Genomic DNA, 15,244 nt, shown 5'->3' with positions numbered 1-15,244 from the left:
CACCAGCGGGAACTCTCACTGTGGCAATGGGCATTCCGCTGCCATGAGCCATGCATCGACCTTTCTGCTTCTTGGCGGCGCCGGCGGCATCGGCGCGGCCACGGCCCGTCGTCTTGTTGCCGCAGGACACCGCGTGGTGCTGGCGGGTCGCTCGGCGGCTCCCATGGACGCGCTGGCCGCAGAACTGGGCGCCGGTGTGCTGGCGACACACGTCGCAGACCTGACCACTTTCGACGCGGTGGAACAGGCAGCCCAGGCCGCGCAGGCGGCGGCGCCGGCAGACGCCCCACTGGTCGGTGTGGCCAATCTCGTGGGGTCGATTCTGCTCAAGCCTGCCCACCTGACACGTGAGGATGAGTATGCGCAGGTCATTGCGCAGAATCTCACGAGCGCGTTCGCCACGGTACGCGCGGCAGCCAAGGTGCTGCCCAGTGGCGGGTCTGTCGTGCTGGTGGCCACCGCGGCCGCGCGTCATGGATTGGCCAATCACGAGGCCATCGCGGCCGCGAAGGGCGGAGTGATTGGGCTCATGCGATCGACAGCCGCCACCTATGCCTCGCGTGGGTTGCGCTGCAATGTGGTGGCGCCCGGACTGGTGCGCACGCCGATGGCTGCGCGCATCACGGGAAACGAGGCGGCCGAGAAGGCGTCGGCGTCCCTGCATGCGCTGGGGCGCATTGGCGAGGCGGATGATGTGGCGCCGGCGGTGGCCTGGTTGCTGGGCGCTGACGCCGCGTGGGTGACCGGTCAGGTGATCGGTGTGGACGGTGGCTTGGCTACCGTGCGGAGTCGCTGAGGGGAATCGCGCGCCGTCGGCCTACCCCCGATGGTGCTCAATGTTCCGCGTAAAGCATTGTGTTTCAACATCTTGAGCCCTTGGCCTGAAGCCGGGATTCTGTTATGATGTTGGGGTAGGTCAATGACGCGCGACACGTCAATGGACGGCACTCTGGCGCCAGAGGCGACATGCCACGGACCATCCGACTGGCGCTCCGATCGTATCGACGATCACGCCCGAACCTTCAGGGCGACGAAGCGAACCGCAACGGGCACTGCATATCGGCAACCTTGCCATGCATGCCAGGGAGGATCGACATGATGAACTCGCTCGAACAGATCAACGGCATTGGCCCCAATTACGCCCGACTTCTCGAGGCGTCGGGCATCGAGGACGTGGCCACGTTGAGCCAGCGCAAGCCGGAGAATCTCGTGAACCTCATGGATCGCGTGAATCGCGAACAACACCTCATTCGCGCCATTCCGCCCGAGAAGACTGTGGCCCAGTGGGTGCAGCGCGCACGGGAGCTGGCTGGGAATGTGGCGCCTGAATCCGCGCCGTTGTCACCGGAGCCGTCGCCGACCCCGGCGTTCACCGCGATGAATGCCACGATGGCATCACGTAACGAACCTTCACCATGGCTGGCACGACCCGTGCACTCGAGCTGATCGCGCAGCATACTTGAGCATCGGCGGCGCGCTGGTGTGATCGGGCGGGCCCGCCCGTTTTCACTCCAGTCGGTGAATTCTGCATGACGCGGATGTTCAACCTCATCGCGGCCCGCTTGCCTGCGGCAATGCTGGCCCTGTCATTGATCAGTGACAGCACGGAACGGGCGCAGAGTCGGCGGTTCGCTGCCGAGGCTGCGCCCGTTCCCATTGTATTCGTGCACGGTAATGGCGATCACGCCGGCTTGTGGGACAACACCATCTGGCGCTTCGAAAGCAACGGCTATCCCCGCGATCGGCTGTACGCCGTCGATCTGCCCCACCCGCTGGCGAGTTCCACGCCGTCGGCACGGGAGACCAATCGCAGCACGCCGGATGATCAGGCGGCGGCGTTGGCTGCCTTCGTGACCCGGGTGTTGATTCGCACCGGGGCCAGCAAGGTGGCGCTGGTGGGCAGTTCCCGTGGTGGGCTGACCATCCGCCACTATGTGCGGTTTGGCGGCGGCGCGGCACATGTGTCGCATGTGATTACCTGTGGCACGCCCAATCACGGCGTCATGGCGTCGGCCAGCATGCAACCGGAGAACGAGTTCAACGGGTTCTCACCGTATCTCCGTGCACTGAATGGCGGGAGCGAAGTGGTGCGCGATGTGCGCTTTCTGGCGCTGCGTTCCGACTCGCTGGACAAGTACGCGCAGGCGACGGGTGCGGCACTCGGGGCGCCGGGTATGCAGACCGGTGTCGATGCCATGTCTCCGGCGCTCAAGGGCGCAACAAACATCGTGTTGCCGGGCACCGACCACCGCGAAGTGGCCTTCGGACCGGAAGCCTTTGCTGCGCAGTATCGATTCATTACCGGACGTGCCCCACGCACGCTGGATATCGAGCCGGAGAGCGTCATTGTGCTGAACGGCATGGTGAGTGGCACGGTGGCTGGTGCGCCAACCAATCTGCCGCTGCGAGGTGCGCAGGTGCTGGTACACGAAACCGATGCGGCGACCGGAAAACGTGTCGCAGAAGCCGTGCACCGCGTGACCACGCGCGACGATGGACAGTGGGGGCCATTCCGTGCGCGTGCCGGTGCGGTGTACGAGTTCGAAGTGGTGGCGCCGGACAGCAGTGTGCTGCTGCATCTCTATCGTGCGCCGTTTCTGCGCAGCAGTCAGGTGGTCAACCTGCGACTACCAGCCGCGCCGGCACGGCGCGTGGCAGTCGGTCCGTCCAATGCGGACAGTGTCGCGGTACAGGTCATCCGCCCGCGCGGCTATCTGGGGGTCGGACGCGATACCCTACGCTTCGATGGTGAGCTGGCGCGCGGCATTGCGCCGGGCGTGCCCACAGTGGATCGCAGTGTGCGGTGGTTCGAGGCGTCGCAACCGCGCAGTGTCCGCACGGAATTCAATGGCCAGACACTCGTGGTGCGTACGCAGCCTGTGGACAGGCGACGCGTGGTAGTGGCCGAGTTCCAGGAGGAGTAACTCGGCCGCCGGCTAATCTTCCATTCTGCTACGCGCTACGCGCTGCGCCGCAGTGCGTCGGCGTGGCGCGGTGCCGCAGCCGGTTTGGCAATGAGATAGCCCTGCACGAACTTCGCGCCGTGTTCGCGCACCCAATCCAGTTCGCCCTGCGTCTCGATGCCTTCAGCCAGCGCATCAATGCCCAGCGAAGTGGCGACGTTCAGCAGGTTGGCTGCAATGCGCGCCTTGTACGGATCCTTGTCGACATCCCGGATGAGCTCCATGTCGAGCTTGAGGATGTCGGGGCGCAAGAGATGGATGAGGTTGAGCGAAGAGTACCCAGCGCCCACGTCGTCCAGCGCAATGCGGAAGCCGGCGCCACGATAGTAGTCGAGAATGCGTCGGAGGTGCGAGGCATCGTGCGCACGTTCCGTCTCCACCAGTTCGAACACCACCTGATCGCGTGACATGCCCGCCTTGTCGATGGCGGCCACCGTGCTGCGGAGGCAGGCCTGGGGATCGTAGATGGCGGTGGGTGCGAAGTTCACGAACAGTGCGCCCTGCAGCGCATGCTGCACCGAGGCGGCTATGGCCGAGCGTCGTGCGGCGAGGTCGAGCTGGAAGAGCAGTCCCGCGCCGCGCGCGGTGTCGAACAACTGCCCCGGTGAGACGAAGCTGCCATCGGGGGCCACGCCACGCAGGAGCGCCTCGTGCCCATAGATACGATCGGGCACGTGGGCATGTACGATGGGCTGGAAGTGCGACGTGAGGCGGCGCTCCTCCAGCAGGTTGATGAGCCAGCCGCTGCGCACGCGGGTGACAATGCGCGCCAGGGGCTCCACCCGGGCCAGGTCATCGGGGCTGGGCAGGTGCTGCGGGGCGCAAAGCAGAGCGCGGGTGTCTTCGCGTTCAATGCCGGAGAGCGCCTCTTCGAGTGCCAGGGCGATCTGCTCACCGTTGTGCTCATCCCACAGAAAGCTGAGCCCCCCGCCAACTGTCTTGTCCGCAGAGACACCGAAGTCGCGGAACACCGCACGCGCCTTGCCGCCCACATGGCCGGTGGGGAACCAGCAGTGCAGCGTCTGCGCCTCCACCGGGATCGGCGGCAGCTGTTCGCAGCGGCGACAGGCGTTGTCGGCAGGGGCCGACACGGCCGCCGTGGGCAAGGGAACTGAGGGCACGAGGGACTTTGGCGGAAATGCGAAAACCCGCGCCTCGCCTCATCGTCGGGGCGCCGTCGGGCAGCGTTCTGTACTCCAGATGGTAGACGATTGGCGAGGATACGGTGTCACACCCAGGAACGGCTGGTCCCACGCTTACCGCAAGCGCCCAGCGACCCGCAGAGCTACTTTGGACCCGCCATCGGTTCCTCTGAATTTTCGGCAATTACAGGAGAACGTGTGCGTACACGACGTGGTTGCGTGCCGGTCTGGGTGACGGCGATGTCCCTGTGCCTGATTCAGTCAGGGTTCCCGGCCGACGAGGCGGTTGCCCAGCGTACTCCCCGTCTGCCGTCGGCCACCTCCGCGTTGCACCGTATAAACGGCGCCGACCTCTACGTGGAAACCCTCGGCTCCGGTCCGCCACTCGTCCTGCTGCACGGCTTCTTCGGGTGTGGCGCAACCTGGGCGCCGCATATCGAACGGTTGGCCGAACGGTTTCAACTCATCGTGCCTGACCTGCGTGGTCACGGACGCTCCTCGTTTCCAGACAAGCAGTATTCACACCGACAAACGGGTCGGGATCTGCTGGGCCTGCTGGACCAGCTGGGGCTGTCGCGCGTGCGGGCGCTCGGCATCAGCAGCGGCGGCATGACCTTGTTGCATGCGGCGATGTCGCAGCCGAATCGGTTTGAGTCGCTCGTGCTCATCGGGGCCACCACGCATTTCCCCGATGAAGCGCGTGCCATCATGGCGCAAACCACCTCGCTCGATGCCATCCCACCCGATGTGGTGGCTGAACTGCGGGCCTGTGTCGCACGAGGTGAGCCGCAGATGTTGGATCTCGTCCGGACGTTTCACGGGTTCAAGGACAGTCGAGACGACATGAACCTCACCGAGCAGGACCTGCGCCGCATCACGGCACGAACGCTGGTGGTGCACGGTGATCGCGACCCCTTCTTTCCCGTGCGCATTCCGGCTGCCACGTACGCTGGGTTGACCAAGGGGCAGTTGTGGATCGTGCCCAACGGCGACCATGTCCCCATATTCGGGCCACATGCCGCATCGTTCCAGTCGGAAGTGCTGCGCTTTCTGACGCCCCGGCGCTGATCGCATACGACGCGCTGTTTGTACCCGTTCCAGTTGGCGGTAGGCTGATGGGTTGCGTGAACCCCCTTGGTCCGGCGCGATAACGCTTGCCAAGTCCAGCTCGATAGCGTTGCGTAGGGAGTTCGCCCGTCGACCACTCCCACCCCGCTTCGCGTGACTTCCATTCCGCCCACCACCCTGGCCACCGCACGTCGCGTCGCGACCGCGGCACTGGCCGTTTCGCTGGTGTCTCCCAGTACGTCGGCCTTCGCGCAACGCCCACAGGCCGGCGCGTCGGCATCCGCCGACACGTCCTTCGACGTGAAGTGGCGCAACCTCGGCCCCAATCAGGCGGGGCGCATGACCGCGGTGGCCGGCAGCACGGCCCGGCCCGATGAGTACTACATGGGCACCACCGGTGGTGGCGTCTGGAAGACCACCGATGGCGGCAAGACCGTGGCGCCCGTGACCGACGCCTACTTCGGCGGCACCATCGGCAGCATTGCGGTGCAGCAGAGCAATCCCGATGTGGTGTGGGTGGGTGGTGGCGAGACTCCCATTCGCGGCAATGTGAGTCACGGTGACGGCGTGTGGAGGAGCACGGACGCCGGCAAGACCTGGCAGTACATGGGTCTCAAGGAAACGCAGTACATCGCGCGCGTGCTCATTCACCCGGGCAATCCCGACATCGTGTATGTGGGCGCCCTGGGTCATGTCTTCGGTCCCAACAAGGACCGCGGCGTGTTCCGCACCACCGATGGTGGCAAGACGTGGAAGAACATCCTGTTCCGCAACGACAGCACCGGTGTGGCGGACATGATTCTCGATCCGAGCAATCCGCGCATCATCTACGCCACCTTCTGGGAGGTGGGCCGCAAGCCGTGGCAGCTCGTGAGCGGCGGCATGCACAGCGGCATCTTCAAGAGCACGGACGGCGGCGATACGTGGACGGAGCTTACGCGCAACCCGGGACTGCCGCAGAGCGGGCCACTGGGTGCCATTGGCATCACCGTGAGTCCGGCCAAGCCGAGCCGCCTCTGGGCGATCATCGAGCACGAGCCCAACGGTGGCGTGTACCGCAGCGACGACGCCGGCGCGACCTGGCAGTTCATGACGGGCGACCGCAATCTGCGGCAGCGCGCCTGGTACTACAGCAAGCTGTACGCTGACCCGAAGGACACGAACGTGGTGTATGGCCCGCAGGTCAGTCCGCTGGTGTCGCGTGATGGCGGCAAGACCTTCCGCCGCGGATTTGGTGGCGGGGACAATCACGACATCTGGATTGATCCCACCAACCCGGAGCGCATCGCGGTCGCGCACGACAATGGGCTCATCGTCACCAAGGACGGCGGCAAGACCAGCCAGCGTGTGGCTGCGCCCACCGGTCAGTACTATCACGTACACCTCACCAATCACTTCCCCTACCACGTGTGCGGCGCCAAGCAGGACGCCGGCTCGAGTTGCGGGCCGGTGCGCGCGGCAGCTGGTGGCGGACGTGGTGGATTCGGCGGATTTGGTGGTGGCGCCGCGCCGGCGGCCGCTCCCAGCGGATTCAGTGAGTTTTATGGCGTGGCGGGCGGCGAAAGTGGCTACGTGAGCAGCGATCCGCGCGATCCGGACATCACCTACGGCGCCAACTACGGTGGCAGCATGGACATGCTGAACCGTCGCACCGGCAAGAGCCTGTCGCTCGACCCGTGGCCACTCAACCCCATGGGCCACGACGCCAAGGACAGCAAGTACCGCTTCCAGTGGACCTATCCCATCGTGCATTCGCCGCACGATCCGAACACGATCTATGTGGGTTCCAACGTGGTGTTCCGCTCCACTGATCGCGGCATGTCGTGGACGCCCATTTCGCGTGACCTCACGCGCAACGATCCGCGCACACTCGGTCCCTCCGGCGGTCCCATCACCAAGGACCAGACCAGTGTCGAGTACTACGGCACGGTGTTCACCCTGGCCGAGTCGAAGCTGGTGAAAGGTTTGATCTGGACCGGCAGCGACGATGGGCTCATTCATGTGTCGCGCGACAATGGCGTCACTTGGAAGAACGTCACACCCAAGGGTCTGCCCGAGTGGATGCGCTGGAGCATCATCGAGGCCGGGCAGCACGCGCCCGGCACGGCCTATGTGGCCGGCAATCGCTATCAGCTCGACGACTTCACGCCCTACCTGTTCAAGACTACGGACTACGGCGTGACCTGGACGAAGATCACCAGCGGCATCACGGCCGATCACTTCACGCGCGCCATTCGTGAAGACCTGCATCGTCCCGGCATGCTGTATGCCGCCACTGAACGCGGCGTGTGGGTGAGCTACAATGCCGGCGCGACCTGGCAGAGCCTGCAGAAGAACCTGCCGCCGGTGCCCGTGCACGACATGCTGCTGCGTGATGATGACCTGGCCATTGCCACGCACGGCCGCGCCTTCTGGGTGATGGAGAATCTCACCAGTCTGCGTTGGGCTGACAGCGCCGCGGCCGTGGCCGGCAATGCGCCGTATCTCTACAAGCCGGTGCCGGTGTATCGCCTGAACGGACAGACGCAGCCCACGTTCACGTATCGCCTGCCGGCTGACAGTCTGGTGGTCAAGTTCGAGTTCTACGATGCCGCCGGCAAGCTGGTGGGCACGGCTGCCAGCAACGATACCACGCGCGCTGCGGCCGATCCTCGTTTCGCCGAGATGGGCTTCACGCCGCCGGCGCCGCCCAAGCCCGGCAACCGCAAGGGCGTCAACCGCTTCACCTACACGATGCGGCATCCGGATGCGGTGACGTTCCGCGGCATGATCACCTGGGCCGGTCGTGGCAACGGGCCCTCCATGGCGCCCGGCGCGTACCGCGTGCGCATGACGGCCGGCAACAGTGCGCCGGTGAGCTACGAGTTCCGTGTGCTGCCCGATCCGCGCAGTGACGCGACGGAAGCCGATCTCAAGGAACAGGTGCGCTTCGCCCTGCAGATTCGCGACAAGATTACCGCGGCCAACCAGGGTGTGATCGAAAGTCGCAACCTCAAGCGTGATCTCACCGATCGCACGGAGAAGATGACGGCCGTGCCGGCTTTCGCGCCGCTGGCCAAGCGTCTGGCTGATTCGTTGAACGTCGTGGAAGACTCGCTGTATCAGACGAAGAACCAGAGCGGTCAGGATCCGCTCAACTTCCCCATTCGCCTCAACGATCAGTTGGCCGGGTTGATGGGCTTCGTCATGAGCGGCGAGCGTCGGCCGGCCAAGCAGGCCTACGACGTGTGGAACGTGCTGGCGCCCAAGACCGACGGTGAGCTGGCGCGCATGGAACGCTTCATCACGCTGCAGTTGCCGCGCATCAACGCCATGCTCAAAGCGGCGGGCCAGCCGGAGATCGTGCGCAGCAAGACTGAAGGACCGGCGCCGAGGGCTGTGACGCCGTAGGGTAAGCCGTCGCGTCACGCTGGCCGGTAGCGCGCCGTCGCGGGATGCGTGCGAGAGGGGTTCAAGCGTCGGGGCACCTGAGCATCGGTGCCCCGATTGGCCTTAGTGCAGGTCGGATGACGGGGTTTTCCGCGCGATTGCGCAATGCAGATGGTCGGACGTCGTACCGGCATTCCGCCCCTCCCTCTGAATCCCTCGCCGAGTGTGCCCATGCCTGCCTCCCGCTCACGCCTTCGTGCTCCCACCATCGCGGCGCTCCTTCTGCTGAACAGTTTCGCCGCAACCGCGGTCGCCGAAGCGCAGGGTTTTGCTACCGGCGCCGTCTACGCTGGGCCGCGTATCTGGACCGGAAACCTCAATGGGGCCACCGCCATCGGCGTGCAGGCTGAAAAAGGTCTGACCGCGCCGGGCAAGTACGGACCAGGCGTCATCTCCGCCGGTCTCGGTGTCGATTGGTATTCATGGGACTTCACCTATCCCGGCGGCAAGTACGAGTACTCCGTGGTGCCCATCCAGGCATTCTCCAACTACCACTTCGCGGTCAAGTCGCAGCCAAAGCTCGACCCGTATGCGGGATTGGCGTTGGTGTATTCAGTCGTCAACGCCACGGTGACGGGACTCGGGTCGGCCAGTGCGAGTGCCAGCGGTACTGACATCGCCGGTCAGGTGGGTGCACGTTGGTTTTTCACCGAGAAGTTCGCCGCGCAAGGACAACTGGGTTTTGGCTACGGTACGCTCTCCGTGGGGGCCACATGGAAGTTCTGATGAGAAATCTCCCGCGGCGTCTGTCACGCGGGGTTCTGCCGCCTGTGCTGATCGCGCTGCTTGCCGCGGCATGCGGTGGTGGTGATGACAACCCTGGCAGCAGCACCGGGACGCCAACTGGTCCCAGTACCAACTGCGCCATTACGCCACCAACCGGCACCATGACGGCTCAGCTCAATGGCGCCGCCTTCACCGCCAACTTCAGTACCCAGGCCACCATCCAGAACGCTACCGCCCTTGGCCCGAACATCGTGCAGATATCTGGCGTGGGCTGCGTGGACGGCACAGCCACGCGTGTGCAGCAGGTGCTCATCACCATCGGACGGCTGACCCCCATTACACCGGGCACCTACGCTTTGGATGCCGCAGCGCAGTCCCAACCCCCCGGCAGCGGTTACTCGGGTATCGGCACCTACGCTTCGGCGCCCAATCTCTGGTACACCAACCTCAACAGTGCCGCTGGTGCCGGCTCGGGTTCGATCACCTTCACCACCGTCACCGCCACACGACTCGCGGGTACGTTCTCACTCGTACTGGCGCCGGCGCCAAGCAACGGCGCGGGATTCACAAACCGCGTCACTGTCAGCAACGGCGCGTTCGATATCTCCACCCGCTGAGCTGTCAGGGCTGGTGCGCTGTATGGCTCGCGGATTGCGGAGCCAGCCCGCAAGTTCAGCGAATGCCCGTCGATGCGCCGGATCGCAAAGAACTCGATCATCTGTTCAGCGTGACCTACGAAGAGCTGCGGCGCCTCGCGGCAGCGGTGCGCCGCAGCGATCCGGGTGCATCCATCACGCCAACTGCGCTCGTGAACGAGGCGTGGCTCAAGCTGGCGCGCACCCCCCAGGTGGCCAACACCTCGCCTCTGCATTTTCAGCGCATCGCGGCACGCGCCATGCGCCAGGTGCTCATCGAGGCGGCCAGACGGCGCATGGCCGGCAAGCGCGACGCATCGGCGTGGCATGTCACATTCGACGCCGAATCGGCAAACGCCGCACTCGATGCCGAAGGACTGATAGCGCTGGATGCCGCCATGGAGCGATTGGCGCAGCGTTCACCACGGCAGGCGCAGTTGGTGGAAGCACGGTTCTTCGGTGGGCTCAGTGTGCCGGACACCGCGCAGGTGCTCGGCATCAGCGAATCCACCGTGTTGCGTGACTGGCGACTGGCTCGCGCCTGGCTGGCCCGCGAACTGGCGGCCTTCCGCTGATCACGCCGGAGACGCCAGATGTCGGACTCCGTCTTGCATACCCCAGATCCCGAGGCAGACGCGCAATGGCTGCGTTTGCACGCGGTATTCGACGCAACCGTGGACCTGGAGCCGTCAGCGCGCGAAGCCGTGCTGCGCACGCTGTGTGGCGACGACGCAGGCCTGATGCGCGAAGTGCGCGATCTTCTTGACGCGCATGACGCCGGGCTACCGCTGCTCGATCGCAATCAGGCCGAGTTGGCGGCCGGATTCATTGGGGATCGGCCATTTCTTGTGGGGGCGCCTACCCATGTTGGTCCATATCGCCTGCTGCAGCTGCTGGGTGAAGGCGGCATGGGTGTGGTGTATGCGGCAGAGCGCGATGATGTGGGGCGCCGTGTGGCCATCAAGCTGCTGCGCGATGCCTGGTTGTCGCCGGCGCGCCGCGCGCGCTTCATCACCGAGCAGCGGGCGCTCGCGCAGCTCGACCATCCGCATATTGCGCGTTTGTACGACGCGGGCACGCTGGGCGACGGGACGCCGTGGTTCGTCATGGAGCTGGTGGAAGGTCAGCCTCTCACGACCTGGGTCGAGCAACGTCAGGCGCCACTGAGTGCGCGGCTTGCGCTCTTTCGGGATGTCGCGTCAGCGGTTCAGCATGCACACGATCAGGCCATCGTGCACCGTGATCTCAAACCGTCGAATGTGTTGGTCACGGAGAGCGGAACGGCCAAGCTGCTGGACTTTGGCATAGCAAAGCGCCTCGTCGCCGATCAGCGCAGCGGGGTGCAAGCGGCGGATATCACGCGCACGGGGCTGCGCTTCATGACGCCGGTATACGCCGCGCCGGAACAATTGCGCGGCGAGCGCGTTGGCGTATTCACCGATGTATATGCGTTGGGCGCCTTGCTGCATGAGATGGTGACCGGGCGCCCACCGTACAATGCCGAAGGCCTCGCAGCGTCCGATCTCGAACGGCGTATGCTGGAGGAGTCGCCGCCGCCACCGTCGGTGATAGTGCAGCGGGAGCATCCGGAGCGAGTGTCGTGGCTCTCGGCGCCGCGGTGGCGCGAGCTCGACCTGTTGTGCGCCACTGCCATGCAGAAGGATCCAACACGACGCTATCGCAGTGTGGATGCGCTCCTGCGGGATGTTGCACACTTCGAGGCGCATGAACCGCTGGATGCGCATCCGGAATCCACCGGCTATCGCCTCCGTCGGCTTTTGTATCGGCGCCGCCGCGGCGTGGGCGCCGCAGCGCTGCTGGTGGGCGCCGCCATCGTGGCGACGGCCAACTACACGGTGCGTATTCAGCGGGCGCGCGATGCCGCGGTGCTCGAGGCGGAACGACGCGCGCGGCTTCAAGACTTTCTCCTCTCGCTCTTCAGTGGCGACGATGACGCGGGGCCGGCTGACAGTCTGCGGGTGGTGACGCTGATTGACCGCGGGGTGGAGGAGGCCCGCTTGCTGCGCCATGATCCGGCGGCTCAGGCCGACCTGCTGCAGTCATTGGCCAGTGTGAACCAGAAGCTTGGACGATTCGAGCGCGCCGACTCGTTGCTGAGCGAAGCGATCGAGGCACAGGATCGTGCGCCAGCAGGTAATGCCGCTGCACGCGCTGCCCTGTGGTTGACGCGTGCCGACCTGCGCATTGACCAGGCGCGCTTCGCTGAGGCGGACTCGGCCCTCAAATATGCCACGCGCCTATCCGTGGCAGCTCCGGCGTTGCTCAGGTCACGAATACTCTGGACCATCGGCCGGCGGCTCGAGGAGGAGGGCAAGTACGACTCGGCCACCGCGCAGCTGCAACAGGCACTCGCCACATATCCGGCTGGCGATCCCGAACCCGCCACGCGTGCCGCGATGCTGGGCGAGCTGGCCAACGTGCATTTCTATGCCGGGCGTTATGACGCAAGCGATTCGCTCAATCGCCTGGCACTCGCCATTCACGAGGCACGCGGAGGAGCGCGCCACCCGGCCGTCGCGGAGATCTTTGTGAATCTGGGTGCGAGCGATTTCGAGCGGGGACGTTATGCCGAAGCTGACGCGTGGTATCGCCGCGCGTTTTCCATTGATTCGGCCTTCTACGGTGTACAGCACTTTCGCACCGCAGCTACGCTGGTGATGCGGGGGCGGACGCTGCTTCGACTCGAAGAGTTCGACGCAGCGGAACGGCTGCTCAAGCAGGCGCACGCGGTACAGCGAGCCACGTTTGGCGACCGGCATCCGAGAGTAGCCAGTATTCTGAACGAGCTGGGCAACGGCGCGATCACGCGTCAGGCGTACGACAGTGCCGATGCATACTTCACACGAATGGCGGCCGTGTATCGCGCCGCCAACGGCGATGCCCATTTCACCGTGGCGGTGGCGCTGTCCAATCGCGCCACGGTGTATACAGAACAAGGGCAGTTTGCGCGGGCTGAGGCCATCTACCGGGACGTCGTGCGGCGATTTACGCGCGCGCAGGGCGCGGACCACGTCAATACGGGCATTGCGCGCATCAAGCTGGGGCGTTCGCTCATGCGCCAGCGCCGCTGGCGCGACGGCATTGTCGAGAGCGAAGCGGGTTATGAAGTGGTGAGCCGGCAGTCCGAGCCTGGTATCAGCTTCCTGCAGGCCGCCCGCAAGGATCTTGCTGAGGCATACACTGCCCTCGCGCAGCCAACCGCTGCAGCCCGTTGGCTGCAGGAGTGGGAGCGGTATGGACCCCGGGGTGCGGAGCGACGGTAAAGGCATTGGTGCTTCATCATGTCTCACCAGAATCCGAAATTCCATGCGTTCTACTGCTCGCCTCCTGACAAGCCTGTTGCTTGCGTCGGCGCCACTCACTCTGCCCGCGCAGACCTGGACCGGCGTGCTCACCGGCCTTGAAGCCACACCGGCCAACGACTCGCCAGCTCTTGGCAATCTGACCCTGACACTCGATGGCACCTCGCTGCTCGTGCAGCTGACGTGGCATGACGTGAAGCAGATTGTGCAGGGGGTGCAGGTGTACAGCACACCACCGCGCACACCCATGGATCGGTCATCGCAGGTGCTGGCCTTCCCGTTTCTCGAGCCTGCTGCCAGCGGTTCCTACAACTTCCGCATCGATCTCACCGATCGCATGCCATTCGGTAATGCATTTCTCAAGACGCACGGCAACTCGGTGGAGCGCGCGCGTTCGGCGCTGACGGCCGTGCTCGACTCTGGATACGTCGCGATGATCACGCAGCCCGGTCCAAGTATTGAGATCGCGGCGCGTCTGGGCAGAACCGAGGATCGTTGAACGCAACGCGGGGCACCGAATAGTCGGTGCCCCGCGTTGTGCTTCAGACCTGCCAGACTGAGACGCGATCGCTCAGCTCGCGATCTTCTTCTTGTTCTGGTTGATCTTCTCCATGTACTTCTTGAAGAACTGCTTCTGCATGTCGTTCATGTCAATCTCACGCCCCTGGATGTACGACTGGATGATGTTCGTCGTCATGTCGAGCGGCGTGCCGGTCGTTATCACCAGCGTGGCTTCCTTGCCCACCTCGAGCGAACCCACCTTGTCCGCCACACCCATGAACTCGGCGGCATTGATGGTCACCGCCTTGAGCGCTTCCTCTTCGGGCAAACCAAACGCCACCGCCACACCCGCGTCCCAGGGCAGGCGATAGCTGTAGAGCGCATCGCCGTCACCGGCGATGGCGAACTTCACGCCGGCCTTGTAGAGCGCGGCCGGTGTGGCGTAGGCCTCGTCGTACGCATCGTCACTGCGCGACGGCGCTGACATGGTGGCCGTGAGGATGACCGGCACGTTCTCCGCCTTGAGCCGCGGCGCCACCTTGATGGCGTTGCGGCCGCCACGAATGACCAGCTTCACGCCTTCCTGCTTGGCCCAGGTGATGGCGTCGTTGATCTGTGCCACACCGTCAGCGGCCACGACCACCGGGATCTCGCCGTTGAGCGCCGGGATCATCGCCGCGTAGCGCGAGTCGGTGCGTACGGGCTGCCCGGCCTTGATGGCGTCCCGATAGGCGCGCGCCTCGCCGAAGAAGTTGCGGATCTCCTCCACCTGCTCGGCGTAGGTCTTCGGTGCGCGCTGCGGCTGTCCGCCAAAACCCGGCGGCGGACCGCCACCGAAGCGACGCGGCCGCGCGTTGGGGTCGGGCCAGTTCACGTTGAGCGCCGCGGCGCCCTTCATGCTCATCTCTTCCCAGGTCCAGCCTTCGAGCGAAATGGCCGACGACAGGCCGGAGATGAGTCCACCCCCCGGCGTCGCGAAGGCCACCAGCACGCCAGCCGAGCGCGTGGTACCGATGTGCCGGCTCTCCACGTTGATGGCCACTTCGGGGCGGGCGTTCGGATTGAAGTCGCCGAGCTCGTTGATGTCGTTGGAGACATCCACCGCGCCGATCTCGGTGATACCCACCGTGCTGTAGGCGTCGATGAGGCCGGGGTAGATGTGCTTGCCCGTGACGTCCACGACCTTGGCGCCACGCGGCGTGGCCACCTCGGCGCCGCCGATCGCGGTGATCTTTCCGCGCTCGAGCACGATGGTGCCGTTGGTGATCGTGCCCTTGGTCACCGTGTGAATGGTGGCGCCCCTGAGCACCACCGGCACATCCTGCGCGGCGGTCGGGATGACCACCTGCGCGTCAGCGACGACGGCAGTCACCGTGGTGACCGCGACGCCCGCCACGAGCATGCTCGCCGTGAAGGCCGCCGCACGCGCGGCAATGCGCAAAGCCGAGTGCATCGGA

At 65.1% G+C, this 15,244-nt stretch carries 12 protein-coding genes; 10 read left to right on the top strand and 2 right to left on the bottom strand.

The genetic code is table 11. The annotated features are described in order from the left end of the window. Positions 1-43: 43 nt before the first annotated feature. The 3 genes from B2747_RS03660 (at position 44) to B2747_RS03650 (ending at position 2,924) form a co-directional block, all read left to right on the top strand. The gene (locus B2747_RS03660) at positions 44-796 is read left to right on the top strand and encodes an SDR family NAD(P)-dependent oxidoreductase (protein ID WP_291156993.1); all 753 of its coding nucleotides are present in this window, start codon (positions 44-46) and stop codon (positions 794-796) included. Positions 797-1,095: 299 nt separating this feature from the next. After that, entirely contained in the window at positions 1,096-1,446 is a 351-nt protein-coding gene (locus B2747_RS03655) for a DUF4332 domain-containing protein (RefSeq protein ID WP_291156991.1), read from the top strand. Positions 1,447-1,529: 83 nt separating this feature from the next. Beyond that, positions 1,530-2,924 carry an alpha/beta fold hydrolase gene (locus B2747_RS03650; protein WP_291156990.1) on the top strand — a complete coding sequence of 465 codons (1,395 nt, stop codon included), beginning with the start codon at positions 1,530-1,532 and terminating at the stop codon, positions 2,922-2,924. A gap of 35 nt (positions 2,925-2,959) precedes the next feature. On the opposite strand, the gene B2747_RS03645 is transcribed toward B2747_RS03650, so the two are convergent. Next, positions 2,960-4,084, bottom strand: coding sequence for an EAL domain-containing protein (locus B2747_RS03645; RefSeq protein ID WP_291156989.1), 1,125 nt, complete (start codon positions 4,082-4,084; stop codon positions 2,960-2,962). A 261-nt stretch (positions 4,085-4,345) separates the two neighbouring features. On the opposite strand from B2747_RS03645, the gene B2747_RS03640 reads away from it, so the two are divergent. The 7 genes from B2747_RS03640 (at position 4,346) to B2747_RS03610 (ending at position 13,785) form a co-directional block, all read left to right on the top strand. Continuing rightward, a complete protein-coding gene (locus tag B2747_RS03640; RefSeq protein ID WP_291156988.1) occupies positions 4,346-5,173 on the top strand; it encodes an alpha/beta fold hydrolase in 828 nt (275 codons plus the stop codon). A 153-nt stretch (positions 5,174-5,326) separates the two neighbouring features. After that, positions 5,327-8,563 (top strand): WD40/YVTN/BNR-like repeat-containing protein, encoded by a 3,237-nt coding sequence (locus tag B2747_RS03635; RefSeq protein ID WP_291156987.1) that lies wholly within the window; start codon positions 5,327-5,329, stop codon positions 8,561-8,563. Between the two features lie 210 nt (positions 8,564-8,773). Next, positions 8,774-9,328, top strand: a complete 555-nt coding sequence (locus B2747_RS03630) for a hypothetical protein (protein ID WP_291156985.1) — start codon at positions 8,774-8,776, stop codon at positions 9,326-9,328. After that, a complete protein-coding gene (locus B2747_RS03625) occupies positions 9,328-9,945 on the top strand; it encodes a hypothetical protein (protein WP_291156983.1) in 618 nt (205 codons plus the stop codon). Before B2747_RS03630 ends, B2747_RS03625 begins: the two co-directional genes overlap by 1 nt. Before the next feature lie 62 nt (positions 9,946-10,007). Beyond that, a complete protein-coding gene (locus B2747_RS03620; protein ID WP_291156981.1) occupies positions 10,008-10,538 on the top strand; it encodes an ECF-type sigma factor in 531 nt (176 codons plus the stop codon). A gap of 18 nt (positions 10,539-10,556) precedes the next feature. Continuing rightward, the gene (locus tag B2747_RS03615) at positions 10,557-13,247 is read left to right on the top strand and encodes a serine/threonine-protein kinase (protein WP_291156979.1); all 2,691 of its coding nucleotides are present in this window, start codon (positions 10,557-10,559) and stop codon (positions 13,245-13,247) included. A gap of 43 nt (positions 13,248-13,290) precedes the next feature. After that, on the top strand, positions 13,291-13,785 hold the full coding sequence (locus B2747_RS03610; RefSeq protein ID WP_291156977.1) for a hypothetical protein: 495 nt from the start codon (positions 13,291-13,293) through the stop codon (positions 13,783-13,785). Between the two features lie 72 nt (positions 13,786-13,857). Here the strand turns inward: B2747_RS03610 and B2747_RS03605 are convergent, their stop codons facing one another. Further along, positions 13,858-15,240 carry an amidohydrolase family protein gene (locus B2747_RS03605; protein WP_291156975.1) on the bottom strand — a complete coding sequence of 461 codons (1,383 nt, stop codon included), beginning with the start codon at positions 15,238-15,240 and terminating at the stop codon, positions 13,858-13,860. Positions 15,241-15,244 lie beyond the last annotated feature (4 nt).

The organism is Gemmatimonas sp. UBA7669 (assembly GCF_002483225.1).
Classification (GTDB): domain Bacteria; phylum Gemmatimonadota; class Gemmatimonadetes; order Gemmatimonadales; family Gemmatimonadaceae; genus Gemmatimonas.
Note: the sequence above shows the minus strand (reverse complement) of the source record. Positions and strands in the feature narration are given on the sequence as shown.

Excerpts from the sequence above, each read along its gene's own strand:
- B2747_RS03660 (WP_291156993.1), top strand. The coding sequence starts at position 44 with ATGAGCCATGCATCGACCTTTCTGCTTCTTGGCGGCGCCGGCGGCATC.
- B2747_RS03655 (WP_291156991.1), top strand. The coding sequence starts at position 1,096 with ATGATGAACTCGCTCGAACAGATCAACGGCATTGGCCCCAATTACGCC.
- B2747_RS03650 (WP_291156990.1), top strand. The coding sequence starts at position 1,530 with ATGACGCGGATGTTCAACCTCATCGCGGCCCGCTTGCCTGCGGCAATG.
- B2747_RS03640 (WP_291156988.1), top strand. The coding sequence starts at position 4,346 with ATGTCCCTGTGCCTGATTCAGTCAGGGTTCCCGGCCGACGAGGCGGTT.
- B2747_RS03630 (WP_291156985.1), top strand. The coding sequence starts at position 8,774 with ATGCCTGCCTCCCGCTCACGCCTTCGTGCTCCCACCATCGCGGCGCTC.
- B2747_RS03625 (WP_291156983.1), top strand. The coding sequence starts at position 9,328 with ATGAGAAATCTCCCGCGGCGTCTGTCACGCGGGGTTCTGCCGCCTGTG.
- B2747_RS03620 (WP_291156981.1), top strand. The coding sequence starts at position 10,008 with ATGCCCGTCGATGCGCCGGATCGCAAAGAACTCGATCATCTGTTCAGC.
- B2747_RS03615 (WP_291156979.1), top strand. The coding sequence starts at position 10,557 with ATGTCGGACTCCGTCTTGCATACCCCAGATCCCGAGGCAGACGCGCAA.
- B2747_RS03610 (WP_291156977.1), top strand. The coding sequence starts at position 13,291 with ATGCGTTCTACTGCTCGCCTCCTGACAAGCCTGTTGCTTGCGTCGGCG.
- B2747_RS03605 (WP_291156975.1), bottom strand. The coding sequence starts at position 15,240 with ATGCACTCGGCTTTGCGCATTGCCGCGCGTGCGGCGGCCTTCACGGCG.